Below are 12,250 nucleotides of genomic sequence, written 5' to 3' on the forward strand. Positions count from 1 at the left end.
GCCTGGGGCTGGGGCGCATACGGCTCTCCCAACAGTCGTGGGGGTGCTGGGGCACTGGTCGTGGGGAAGGTACTGACCGCTCGGTACCTCGGGAGCTGACCGTGGAGCTCAGCCTTGCTGACCGCAGGGGTCAGCCCGGGAGCCGTCCACCGCCGGGAGAGGCGGCGCCGCCGGGGGCGCCCGCCCGGTACGCGCCCGGGGTGGTGCCCGTCCAGCGGCGGAACGCCCTGTGGAAGGCGGTGTCCTCGGAGAAGCCGAGCCGCGCGGCCAGCCCGGCTATTCGCTCGCCGTCGCCGAGCGACGCCAGCGCCACCTCGCGCCGTACCGCGTCCTTCGTCTCCTGGAACGTCGTGCCCTCGCCGGCCAGCCGCCGCCGCAGCGTGGCCGGACTGACCGCCAACGCCTCTGCCACGCGCGGCAGTTCGGGCAGCCGAACACCGGCCCGCAGCGCGTGCAGCAGCACCTGCCGCACCTGCTCGGTGACGGTGGTGTCCCAGGCGCGGCGGCTGAGCAGATCGGCCGGCGCGGCGTGCAGCAGGCGCCGCAGCGCGGCCTCGTCGCGCACCACCGGGGCAGCTGACCAGTGCGCCGCCATCGCCGCCCGGGTGGTCGGGGCGTCGAAGCGGCACGGGCAGCCGAAGAGCCGCCGGTACTCCTCCCGGTGCGGTGGCGGCGGGTACGCGAACTCCGCCCACAGCAGCGGGATGCGCCGCCCGACGACCCAGCTCGACAGCCGGTGCCAGAGCACCATCAGCGACTCGGAGAGGAAGTGGTCGGGGTCCTCGGGCGGCTGGTCCAGCACGCTGTACCTCAGCTCCGGCCGCCCGTCGTACCCCTCGGCCACCGTCTCCACGGCCAGTCGCGGGCCGCCCGGGAAGAGCCCGTAGAACCGGACGCCGCGCCGCAGCGCCGACCCCAGGTCGGGGCAGCCGATCGCGGCGTGGCACATCGTCGCGAACGTGCCGCGCCGGCTCGGGACGGGTCCGAGTCCCAGGAACTCGTCGTCGGTCGCCCGGTGAAGCTCCCGGACCAGCGCGGCGAACCGGGCGGGGGAGACGTGGGCGTTGTCGTCGCCGAGCAGCAGCGGCGCGATGCCGGCACGCTGCAGCAGCGGCACGGTGTCGACGCCGAGCCGATCCGCGCCGCGCAGTGCCGCACGCACCCGGTGCACGGAGATGGTGCCGCCCATGGGCCGCCTCCCTGGGAGTCGGAAACCACGGTAGGCCACGCGCGCGGGACCCGCGCGGATCCGTGGGCGGCCGGTTCCCGCGGATCGCCGACCGGGCTCCCGGTGATCGTGAAATCGCTTCAGTGGCGCGGTGCGCTCGCATAGCGTGGTGCCATGGCGGCCTCTGTGCGGAGAGGCCGCCGCCGAGCGGGAGAGGGATGTGATGACGGTCTTCACTCTTCGTGTGCCGACGGACGAGGACGCCTACGCCTGGCACGAGTTGTTCGACGACCCGGAGGTGATGGAGTTCCACGGCGGCGTCTCCCAGGAGCTCTCCGTCTACGAGGAGTTCACCGCGCGGCAGCGTTCCCACGACGCCACCCGGGGCTTCTGCCTGTGGACGGTGCTGGACGAGAAGGGCGTACCGGTGGGCTTCACCGGCGCGCAGCCGTGGCCACACGACTGGGGGCCGGCGGGCGAGATCGAGATCGGCTGGCGGCTCGGCCGCGCGCACTGGGGCCTGGGCTACGCGACCCGCGCCGCCGAGGAGACGCTGCGGCGGCTGAGGACGGCCGACGTGCCCGAGGTCGTCGCGATGGTCGCCGCCGCCAACTCCCGCTCCGTAGCGGTCGCCGAACGCCTCGGCATGCGCCGGGCCGAGAGCTTCCGCATCCCCGGGAGCAGCGCCGAGGGCGTCTGCTACCGCCTGCCGCTCCGCTGATGCCGCACCCGGCTGGAAGGGACCACGTCGAGTACCCGCTCACCGCCCCGTACGGGACCGGCATGCTCGACGTCGGCGACGGGCACCGCGTGTACTGGGAGCAGTACGGCGACCCGGCCGGCGAGCCGGTCCTCCTGCTGCACGGCGGCCCCGGCTCCGGCGGCATGACCGGCATGCGCCGGCACTTCGACCCCGCCCACCACCGGGTGGTCTCCTTCGACCAGCGCGGCTGCGGCCGCAGCACACCCTCCGCCGCCGACCCCGCCGTCTCCCTCGCCACCAACACCACCCACCACCTCCTCGCCGACATCGAGCGGCTGCGCGCACATCTCGGCGTGCCGGCGTGGACGGTGGTCGGGGCGTCCTGGGGCACGACGCTCGCGCTGGCCTACGCCCAGCGGCACCCGGACCGCGTCACCGCGATGATCCTCGTCTGCGTGGTCACCACCACACGCCGGGAGGTCGAGTGGGTGACCCGAGGGGTGGGGGAGCGCTTCTTCCCCGAACAGTGGCGGCGCTTCCGCGACGGGGTGCCGCCCGGTCTGCGCGACGGCGATCTGGCCGCCGCCTACGCGACGCTGCTCGCCGACCCGGACCCGGCCGTCCGGGAGCGGGCCGCCCGCGACTGGTGCGCCTGGGAGGACACCCACGTCTCCACGCACCCCGCCCACCGGCCGGACCCGCGCTTCACCGACCCGCGCTTCCGCATGGTCTTCGCCCGGCTGGTCACGCACTACTGGAGCCACGCGGCGTGGCTGGAGGAGGACGCGCTGCTCCGGAACGCACACCGGCTCGCCGGCGTGCCCGGCGTGCTGATCCACGGCCGGCTCGACCTGAGCAGTCCGCTCGACGTGCCGTGGCGGCTGTCCAGGGCCTGGCCGGGCAGCGAACTCGTGGTCGTGGACGACGCGGGACACGGCGGCCCCGGCATGCCGGAAGCGGTCAACGCCGCCGCCGCGCGACTCACGCGCTGAGGGGCGGCGGCGCAAAGGCAGGAGCCCCCGCCGAAGCGGGGGCTCCTTGGTGCCGCCCGAGGGCGGCGAAGTTCAGCAGGCGCTGAACCAGGTCACATAGGAGTCACGTTCTCCGCCTGCGGACCCTTCGGGCCCTGGGTGACGTCAAAGCTGACGGCCTGGTTCTCCTCGAGGGAGCGGAAGCCGTTGGCGTTGATGGCGGAGTAGTGGACGAAGACGTCGGGGCCTCCGCCTTCCTGAGCGATGAAGCCGAAGCCCTTTTCGGCGTTGAACCACTTGACGGTTCCGGTAGCCATAAGCCCTCCTTGGGCCTATTAAGGGTCGCCCTGCTCCAGAACCTGCTAAGAAGTCTGAAAATGACGAAAGCCCGCGGTCACAAGGTCCGCAGGCTCTGTACTGCAAGGGAAACCAAACTGCAACTTGCGGTGAGCCTAGCACGCTCCGTTGATGTGAGGGAAGGGGAGAAAGATCTCGTCGCGACGATGGCTCGAACGGTGGATCCGAGGTTGACAAGGGGGCTGACGTGGGTAGACACCTGGGTTGGCGCTCTCGCGCGGGCGCCGGGCCCGCCCTGCCATCCGGAACCGCACGCTCCGGGCGTACGCTCACGACGTGAGTGCGCAACCGAACGTCCCGCCGTCCCGGCCCCGCGTCGGGCACATCCAGTTCCTCAACTGCCTTCCCCTCTACTGGGGCCTCGCGCGGACCGGCAGCCTGCTCGATCTGGAGCTGACGAAGGACTCACCCGAAAGGTTGAGTGAACAACTCGTTAACGGCGACCTCGATATCGGACCGATCACCCTGGTCGAATTCCTGCGCAATAGTGAACGACTCGTCGCACTTCCTGATATCGCGGTCGGCTGCGACGGCCCCGTCATGTCCTGCGTGATCGTCTCGAAGCTCCCGCTGGACCGGCTGGACGGCCAGCGGGTGGCCCTCGGCTCCACGTCCCGCACCTCCGTGCGCCTCGCCCAGCTGCTCCTCGCCGAACGGCACGGCATCACCCCCGACTACTACAGCTGCCCGCCCGACCTCGGGCTGATGATGCAGGAGGCCCAGGCCGCCGTCCTCATCGGCGACGCGGCCCTGCGCGCCTCCCTGCACGACGCGCCGCGCCTCGGACTGCACGTCCACGACCTGGGCGCCATGTGGAAGGAGTGGACCGGCCTGCCGTTCGTCTTCGCCGTCTGGGCCGCCCGCCGGGAGTACCACGAGCGGGCCCCGGAGACCGTCCACGAGGTGCACCGCGCGTTCCTCGCCTCCCGCGACCTGTCGCTGGAGGAGGTCGACAAGGTCGCCGAGCAGGCCGCCCGCTGGGAGGCGTTCGACGCGGAGCTGCTCGCCCGCTACTTCACCACCCTCGACTTCCGGCTCGGAGACGCCCAACTCGCCGGCATCCGGGCGTTCGCCCACCGCACCGGCGCCGCAGAAGACACCCCCGGCGGCTACCCCCCGGACGTCCCGATCCACCTCCTCACGCGCCCCTGAACGCGCGCCCCGGTGCGCCCCGAACGTGCCACCTCGGGAGCGGAACGGATCGGGGAGGAAGGGCGACCGCAAGGCCTCCAGCCCCTACGCTGTAGTGCGCCGTGACCGCTGATCATGCGACAAGCGGCGGACGAACGGGGGAGGGGCCGATGGAACCGCTGGCCGGGGACGATCCGCGCACGATCGGCGAGTACCGCCTGCTGCGCCGGCTGGGCGCCGGGGGCATGGGCCGCGTCTACCTCGGGCGCAGCCCGGGCGGACGGACGGTCGCGGTGAAGGTCGTCCACCCGCACTTCGCCGCCGACGACCAGTTCCGCAGCCGGTTCCGGCGGGAGATCGCCGCCGCCCGGCGGGTCGGCGGCGCCTGGACGGCCCCCGTACTGGACGCGGACCCGGACGCCGCCACCCCCTGGGTCGCCACCGGCTACGTCGCCGGCCCGTCCCTGCACGACGCCGTCGCGGCGCACGGCCCGCTGCCGGAACGCTCGGTGCGCGCGGCCGTCGCCGGCCTCGCCGAGGCGCTGGACGCCGTGCACCGGCTCGGACTCGTACACCGCGACGTCAAGCCGTCGAACGTGCTGCTGACCCTCGACGGCCCCCGGCTCATCGACTTCGGTATCGCCCGGGCCACCGACGCCACCGCCTCCCTCACCGGGACGGGAGTGTCCATCGGTTCACCGGGCTTCATGTCGCCCGAGCAGGTACTCGGGCGAGAGGCCGCCACCGCCAGCGACGTCTTCTCCCTCGGCGCGGTCCTCGTCTTCGCCGCCACCGGCCAGGGCCCCTTCCCCGGCGAGAGCTCGGCCACGCTGCTCTACAAGGTCGTCCACGAGGAACCGGAGCTGGGCGCGCTCGACGGCGAGTTGCGGGAGCTGGCGACGGCCTGCCTGGCCAAGGAGCCGGCCGCCCGGCCCGGGGTCGCGGACGTCGTGCGGCGACTGGGCGGGGAAGGCGGGGCAGCCGGGCTGATCGGTCCCGGCTGGTTGCCCGGTCCGGTCGTCGAGGGCGCCAGCCGGCGTGCCGTCCAACTGCTCGAACCGGAGACGGAACCGCCGCCCGCCGCCGGGCCACCGCGAACCGGCTCTTCGGCCCCGCCGCCCGCCAGTTCCCCGATCGGCGCCTTCGGCCCCGCCGCCTGGGACCAGCCGACGGCCGACAACCCGCACACCCCACCGCCGGCGCACGCGCCGACCGCGCCCGGCGCGGCACACCAACCGCACAACCCGCACACGCCCTGGTCGCCCCCGTCCGCCGCCCCGGCGCCCGCGGGCGGGCCGCCGCCCGGCGCCGCGCGCTCCCGCCGCAACCGGGCGCTGGTGATCGTCCTCGCGGTCGTCGCCGTGGTCGCGCTCGGCCTCGGCGTCTACGCCGTCAGCCGGCTCGGAGCCGAGGGCCGCGACAACCCCGGGGCCACCGGCGGCCCGGTGGGCCCGTCCGAAGACCCCACCGGCAGCACCGACGACCGGCCGTCCACCAGCAGCACCGACTCCGGTGAACTCGACGCCATCCCCGACGCCTTCCTCGGTACCTGGGAAGGCTCCTACCCGGCCATGCTCAGCCGCCGCCCCACCACCGTCGTCGCCCACATCAGCCGTGGCGGCCCGGGCGATCAGGCGGTCCGCTTCACGGTCAGTCTCGAGGGCACCACCTGCAAGTCCGTGGCCTCGGTGGCGGGCGTCACCGACAGGGTGCTCCGGCTCACCGACGAGCTCGACGACGAGGAGTACACCAACCCCATCGGGTGTATCGCCAGCCCGGGCGAGATCGTCCTGACCCGCGACGGCGACAAGCTGCACTACCGGGTGCAGGACCCGCTCGCCGGCACGATCACCGCCAAGCTCACCCGCCGCGGGTGAGCCGCGCACCCACCGGACCGGGCGGAGGGCCGACGGGCGCGCTGGCGTACGCTGGGGTGGTTCGTCTCAGCCTTCGGAAGGGGCCGCGCCGGTGCCGGAGAACGCCGACCTCCAGTCCGTACTCGACCGTGCCGCCGCGGGCGGGCGCATCACGCCCGACGAGGCGCTCGACCTCTACCGGAACGCGCCGCTGCACGCGCTCGGGCAGGCCGCCGACACCGCGCGCCGCCGCCGCTACGCGGGCACCGAGCACATCGCGACGTACATCATCGAGCGCAACATCAACTACACCAACGCCTGCGTGACGGCGTGCAAGTTCTGCGCGTTCTACGCCCCGCCGAAGAGCGACAAGGTGTGGACCCGCGACCTGGACGACATCCTGCGCCGCTGCGCGGAGACCGTCGAGCTGGGCGGCACCCAGATCATGTTCCAGGGCGGCCACCACCCGGACTACGGCGTGGAGTACTACGAGGAGCACTTCTCGGCGATCAAGAAGGCGTTCCCGCAGCTGGTCATCCACTCCCTCGGCGCGTCCGAGGTGGACCACATGGCGCGGATCTCCGGTGTCTCCGTCGAGGACGCCGTCCGCCGGATCCACGCCGCCGGGCTCGACTCCTTCGCCGGTGCCGGCGCCGAGCTGCTGCCGGCCAGGCCGCGCAAGGCCATCGCGCCGCTGAAGGAGTCCGGCGAGCGCTGGCTGGAGATCATGGAGGTCGCGCACGGCCTCGGTGTGGAGTCCACCTCCACCATGCTGATGGGCACCGGCGAGACCAACGCCGAGCGCATCGAGCACCTGCGGATGATCCGCGACGTGCAGGACCGCACCGGCGGCTTCCGCGCCTTCATCCCGTACACCTACCAGCCGGAGAACAACACGCTGAAGGGCCGTACGCAGGCGACGATCTTCGAGTACCTGCGCATCCTCGCCGTGGCCCGGCTCTTCCTGGACAACGTCGCGCACATCCAGGGCTCCTGGCTCACCACCGGCAAGGAGGTCGGCCAGCTCTCGCTGCACTACGGCGCCGACGACCTCGGCTCGGTCATGCTGGAGGAGAACGTCGTCTCCTCGGCGGGCGCGAAGCACCGCTCGAACCGCATGGAGCTGATCCACCTGATCCGCGCCGCCGGCCGCGTCCCGGCGCAGCGCGCGACCACGTACGAACACCTGGTGGTGCACGACGACCCGGCGAACGACCCGGTCGACGACCGCGTGGTGTCCCACCTGTCGTCGACCGCGATCGAGGGCGGCACCGCCCACCCCGAGCTGCGCCTCGTCGACGCCAACTGACGCCGGACGTCAGCACGTTGCGCACGCTGCACATCGGGGAGACGGACGGCGGCGCGGTCCTCGTCGACGGGGACCGGATCGCCGCCGTCGGCCCCGCCGGGGAGCTTGCCGCCGCGCATCCGGACGCCCGGGTGCGCCGCTGGCCCGGCCGGCTCGGCCCGGGCCGCTGCGCGGCGGACGCCGCCCGCTTCCTGGAGCAGGCCTACCACCCGGACCCGCGCGAGGCCGACGACCTCGGCACCGAGCCGCTCACCGGCGCCGCGCTGGCCGCACTCGACCCCACCCCCACCCGATGGGGTGAAAGCACCCGTCGCGGCGTCCAGCGGCTGCTCGCCGACGGCGTCACGGCCGTCGTCGGACCCTTCACACGCCCGGCGACGGAGACCGCCCTCCGCCGCGCCGGCCTCCGCGTCCTGCCCACCCCGTCCGGCGAGGCCCCTCCCGGCGAGGCCCCGGCCCTCACCACCGGCGCTCCCGCCGACTTCGCCGTGCGCGCCCCCGACGGCCGCTGCCTCGCCACGGTCCTGGGCGGCCGTCTCCTCCACCGCGCCCGCTGACCCGCTTCGGCGGCTTCGTCCCACCCGACGGCCGGGGCGCCGGGCGGCGGGTGAAGAATGGGCGCATGACCCGAGCCTCGCTGGACAAGCGCCCGGACGAAGTCGCCTCCATGTTCGACGACGTCGCCGCCCGGTACGACCTGACCAACGACGTGCTGTCGCTGGGGCAGTCCCGGCTGTGGCGGCGTGAGGTGGCCCGCGCGGTCGCGGCGCGGCCGGGGGACCGGGTGCTCGACCTGGCGGCCGGCACCGGCACCTCGTCGCTTCCGTTCGCCGACGCCGGCGCCTACACGGTGGCGTGCGACTTCAGCCTCGGCATGCTGCGGGAGGGCCGCAGGCGCCACCCCGGCCTGCCGTTCGTCGCGGGCGACGGCATGCGGCTGCCGTTCGCCGACGGCACCTTCGACGTGGTCACCAACTCCTTCGGGCTGCGCAACATCCAGGACACCGACGCCGCGCTGCGCGAGCTGCTGCGGGTGACGAGGCCCGGCGGCCGGGTGGTCGTCTGCGAGTTCAGCCAGCCGACGTGGGGCCCGTTCCGCACGGTGTACACCGAGTACCTGATGCGGGCGCTGCCGCCGCTGGCCCGCACGGTGTGCACCAACCCGGACGCCTACGTCTACCTCGCCGAGTCGATCCGCGCCTGGCCGAACCAGCCGCAGCTCGCCCGCCGGCTCCAGGACGCCGGCTGGGAGCGCGTCGCCTGGCGCAACCTCTCCGGCGGCATCGTCGCCCTCCACCGCGGGTACCGCCCCGCCTGAGTGCCGGCCCGCACAGCCCTGCCCGGCCCACGCCGTGCGTGCGGCCGAACGTAGACTTCGACTCGTCCAGTCCGACCTCTCGCGGGAGTCCTCGTGGCGGAGCCCACCACCACCCCAGCCTCTGAGCACCAGGCCGACGTGATCGTCGTCGGTGCCGGTCCCGCCGGTTCCACGACGGCCTACCACCTGGCCCGTGCGGGCCTGGACGTCCTGCTGCTGGAGAAGACCAGCTTCCCCCGCGAGAAGGTCTGCGGCGACGGCCTGACCCCGCGCGCCACCAAGCAGCTCGTGGCGATGGGCATCGACATCTCGGAGGAGGCCGGCTGGCTGCGCAACAAGGGTCTGCGCATCATCGGCGGCGGCCACCGCCTCCAGCTGGACTGGCCGCAGTTGGCCAGCTACCCCGACTACGGCCTGGTCCGCAAGCGCGACGACTTCGACGAGCAGTTGGCGCGGCAGGCGCAGAAGGCCGGCGCGCGGCTGTACGAGCGCTGCAACGTGGGCGACCCGATCCTGGACCGCTCCGGACGCATCACCGGCGTGCACGCCAGGCTCGGCGAGGAGAAGACGCCGGTCACCTTCCACGCCCCGCTGGTCGTCGCCGCCGACGGCAACTCGACCCGGCTGTCGCTGAAGATGGGCCTGCACCGCCGCGACGACCGCCCGATGGGCGTCGCCGTGCGGACGTACTTCACCTCCCCGCGCCACGACGACGACTACCTGGAGTCGTGGCTGGAGCTGTGGGACAGGCGCGGGCCGCAGGACCGGCTGCTGCCCGGCTACGGCTGGATCTTCGGCATGGGCGACGGCACGTCCAACGTCGGCCTCGGCATCCTCAACAGCTCCAGTGCCTTCAAGGAGCTGGACTGGCGCGAGGTGCTGAAGGCGTGGTGCGCCTCCATGCCGGAGGAGTGGGGCTACACGCCCGAGAACATGACGACCACCATCCGGGGCGCCGCGCTGCCGATGGCGTTCAACCGCCAACCCCACTACACCCGGGGGCTGTTGCTCGTCGGCGACGCCGGCGGCATGGTCAACCCGTTCAACGGCGAGGGCATCGCGTACGCGATGGAGTCGGCGCAGATCGCCGCCGAGGTCATCGTCCAGTCCCACGCGCGCAGCACGCCCGCGCAGCGCGAACTCGCCCTGCGCCGCTACCCGAAGGTCCTCAAGGACACCTACGGCGGCTACTACACCCTCGGCCGCGCCTTCGTGAAGATCATCGGCAATCCGAAGATCATGAAGATCGCCACCGAGCGGGGCCTGCCGCATCCCTTGCTGATGCGCTTCACTCTCAAGATGCTCGCCAACCTCACCGACCCGACGGGCGGCGACGCGATGGACCGCATCATCAACGGCCTCACGAAGGTCGCCCCCCGGGCCTGAATCATCCGAGGTCGGACCACCGGGTCGCGGGATTGAGCTCTCAGACGTTGACGATCTTCACCTTCGGCGAGCCGGGAAGTTCTTCGGCGGCCTTGCACAGCGCTGGGATGTGCGACTTGCCGGAGGTGACGAGCAGTACCGGGGGTGTGCACAGTGCGGCCGTGGCGACGACGAGTGCGTCTACGAGGCATTCCTGCCCGTCGAGGCCCGAGATGTCCAACAGCTTCGCCGGGGCGTTCGTCACCGCGTCGTTGACCGGTTTCACGTCACACCGGGACAGCCGGAAGCGGAGTCGTTGGGCGGCTTCTCCCGGGCGGTGCACCTCCAAGGGCGTCAGGGCCGACAGCGCCACTCGGCGGCCGCTCTGCTGGGCGGCTTTGATACGCGCCCGCACGCCCTCGTCGCCATCGACGTGCAACGAAAGCCCCTGGGCGTCCAGGACGAGCGTGCCTTCGCGCTTGGCCTTGGCCTTGAGGCGCTTGCTCACCACTCCTGTTCCGCCCGCCGCAGTGCTTCGGCGGAGACGGGGCCGAACGCCTTGCGGTCGGCGGCCACGACCTCGCGGAGCTTCTGCGCGGCGAGCCACTCCTCCAGGGCTTCGGCCACGACGGAGGAGAAGCCGTTCTTACCGGTGCGCTCCTCGACTTCCTTGATCAAGGATTGCGCAAGCGACACGGATCTCTTGCCTGCCCGCTCGGCCGGCTGGTGTGCGACGTGGCCGCTCATACCCAAAACGCAACACCGCCGGTAGGAAAGATCTCGGGCTGGCACGGATACGCCGACGCGCGCCGCCGGGTGGGGCCCGGTGGCGCGCGTGGGGGTGTCGCCGGAGTCCGGCCGGGGGCCGACGGGTCAGACGAAGCGGACGGCGCCGCTGGGGGTGCCGCCCCAGCCCATGTCGTACATGCCGACGCCGGCGCGGGGGTTCTGGGCGCCGACGTACTTGCCGTCGCCGACGTAGATGGCCACGTGCGTGGCGCTGCCCTTGCCGCCCCAGTAGAGGATGTCGCCGGGGCGCAGGTTGCCGAGGCCGACCTCGGTGCCGGCGGCGGACTGCGCCTGCGAGGTGCGCGGCAGGCTGACGCCGACCTGGCGGAGCGCGGCGGTGGTCAGACCGGAGCAGTCGTACGCGTTGGGGCCGGTGGCGCCCATGACGTAGGGCTTGCCGACCTGGGCGCGGGCGAAGGCGGCCACGGCGGCGGCGGAGCCGGTGGCGGCGCTGGCCGGGGCCTGGTTGGTGGTGGGGGCCGTGGCGGGCGCCGTGGCGGTGGAGGTGCCCGGCAGGGTGCGCTGGGTGCTGCGGGAGGCGCGGGTCTCGGCGGCGCGGGCCTCCTCGGCGCGCTTCTCGGCTGCCTGGCGGGCGCGTTCGGCGGCGGCCTCGGCCGCCTTGCGCTCCTTCTCGGCGGCGACCTTGGCCGTCCTGGCGGCCGCCTTGCGGGCCTTGCCGGCCGCTTCGGCCTGCTCGGCGCGGAGTTCGTACTGGACCGCGATGCTCTGGGTCGCGTACACCGCCTCGTCGGCGCCCTGGGAGACGAGGTCTCCGAGCGTCGGCATCTCGACGGTGTCAACGGGGGACGCGGTCTGGACGGAGGCGGGGGAGGCCGCGCCGGTGACCGCGAGAGTCGTGAGGACGCCACCGGCAACACCCGTGCTGATAAGCGTGTTCCGAGCGGAACGACGGGGCTTCCGGTGGCGGCGTATATGAGCGTTCGAGGACATGGTGTCCAGGGCTATCAGTGGGAGAACGTTCCACTCAAGCAGGGTGGAGTGCGCCACAGCCGGCCACCGGGTGCCCGTTTCACGCCTTTTGAGCATCCCTCAGGTCGTCAGATTTTCCGCGATCATGTCCGAGTACGGCCCTCTGACCACCTCGTTGTCCGGATTGCCCGTGAGGTCGACGGGCCTAGCATGTCTCGGTGCGGTAACGCCAATGCGGCAGCGCCTGACAGCGGTTGAATGTGACGCGGCTCACGTCGGGTCTTGTCACGGGCGCTCAACATGTGCGGCGGTTCACGAGCGGGCGGCTCGGGTGGCGGCGACCCGGGTGCGGT

The 12,250-nt window shown here is 72.8% G+C and carries 13 protein-coding genes; 8 read left to right on the forward strand and 5 right to left on the reverse strand.

Annotated features, from left to right (window positions below):
* Positions 1–130 precede the first annotated feature (130 nt).
* Positions 131–1,189 (reverse strand): AraC family transcriptional regulator, encoded by a 1,059-nt coding sequence (locus tag GL263_RS11760; protein WP_182855582.1) that lies wholly within the window; start codon positions 1,187–1,189, stop codon positions 131–133.
* 202 nt (positions 1,190–1,391) lie between these two features.
* On the opposite strand from GL263_RS11760, the gene GL263_RS11765 reads away from it, so the two are divergent.
* A complete protein-coding gene (locus GL263_RS11765) occupies positions 1,392–1,889 on the forward strand; it encodes a GNAT family N-acetyltransferase (RefSeq protein ID WP_182855583.1) in 498 nt (165 codons plus the stop codon).
* Positions 1,889–2,863, forward strand: coding sequence for a prolyl aminopeptidase (pip, locus tag GL263_RS11770; protein ID WP_182855584.1), 975 nt, complete (start codon positions 1,889–1,891; stop codon positions 2,861–2,863). Before GL263_RS11765 ends, pip begins: the two co-directional genes overlap by 1 nt.
* A gap of 92 nt (positions 2,864–2,955) precedes the next feature.
* Here pip and GL263_RS11775 read toward each other — a convergent pair whose 3' ends face one another.
* Positions 2,956–3,159, reverse strand: coding sequence for a cold-shock protein (locus GL263_RS11775; protein WP_006138897.1), 204 nt, complete (start codon positions 3,157–3,159; stop codon positions 2,956–2,958).
* Between the two features lie 316 nt (positions 3,160–3,475).
* On the opposite strand from GL263_RS11775, the gene GL263_RS11780 reads away from it, so the two are divergent.
* The 6 genes from GL263_RS11780 to GL263_RS11805 all read left to right on the forward strand — a co-directional run bounded on the left by GL263_RS11780 (position 3,476) and on the right by GL263_RS11805 (position 10,199).
* The gene (locus GL263_RS11780) at positions 3,476–4,351 is read left to right on the forward strand and encodes a menaquinone biosynthetic enzyme MqnA/MqnD family protein (RefSeq protein WP_182855585.1); all 876 of its coding nucleotides are present in this window, start codon (positions 3,476–3,478) and stop codon (positions 4,349–4,351) included.
* 149 nt (positions 4,352–4,500) lie between these two features.
* On the forward strand, positions 4,501–6,207 hold the full coding sequence (locus GL263_RS11785; protein ID WP_182855586.1) for a serine/threonine-protein kinase: 1,707 nt from the start codon (positions 4,501–4,503) through the stop codon (positions 6,205–6,207).
* Positions 6,208–6,298: 91 nt separating this feature from the next.
* A complete protein-coding gene (gene mqnC, locus GL263_RS11790) occupies positions 6,299–7,495 on the forward strand; it encodes a cyclic dehypoxanthinyl futalosine synthase (protein WP_182855587.1) in 1,197 nt (398 codons plus the stop codon).
* Between the two features lie 17 nt (positions 7,496–7,512).
* Positions 7,513–8,052 carry an imidazolonepropionase-like domain-containing protein gene (locus GL263_RS11795; RefSeq protein WP_182855588.1) on the forward strand — a complete coding sequence of 180 codons (540 nt, stop codon included), beginning with the start codon at positions 7,513–7,515 and terminating at the stop codon, positions 8,050–8,052.
* 65 nt (positions 8,053–8,117) lie between these two features.
* Positions 8,118–8,813, forward strand: a complete 696-nt coding sequence (locus tag GL263_RS11800) for a demethylmenaquinone methyltransferase (RefSeq protein WP_182855589.1) — start codon at positions 8,118–8,120, stop codon at positions 8,811–8,813.
* Between the two features lie 93 nt (positions 8,814–8,906).
* On the forward strand, positions 8,907–10,199 hold the full coding sequence (locus tag GL263_RS11805; RefSeq protein WP_182855590.1) for a geranylgeranyl reductase family protein: 1,293 nt from the start codon (positions 8,907–8,909) through the stop codon (positions 10,197–10,199).
* Between the two features lie 40 nt (positions 10,200–10,239).
* Here the strand turns inward: GL263_RS11805 and GL263_RS11810 are convergent, their stop codons facing one another.
* The 3 genes from GL263_RS11810 to GL263_RS11820 form a co-directional block, all read right to left on the reverse strand.
* Entirely contained in the window at positions 10,240–10,686 is a 447-nt protein-coding gene (locus tag GL263_RS11810) for a hypothetical protein (RefSeq protein ID WP_182855591.1), read from the reverse strand.
* Complete coding sequence (locus tag GL263_RS11815; RefSeq protein ID WP_182855592.1) at positions 10,683–10,856, reverse strand: hypothetical protein; 174 nt, start codon at positions 10,854–10,856, stop codon at positions 10,683–10,685. Before GL263_RS11815 ends, GL263_RS11810 begins: the two co-directional genes overlap by 4 nt.
* A 195-nt stretch (positions 10,857–11,051) precedes the next feature.
* Entirely contained in the window at positions 11,052–11,918 is an 867-nt protein-coding gene (locus GL263_RS11820) for a C40 family peptidase (protein ID WP_182855593.1), read from the reverse strand.
* Between the last annotated feature and the right edge of the window lie 332 nt (positions 11,919–12,250).

The organism is Streptomyces durbertensis (genome assembly GCF_014156695.1).
GTDB lineage: Bacteria > Actinomycetota > Actinomycetes > Streptomycetales > Streptomycetaceae > Streptomyces > Streptomyces durbertensis.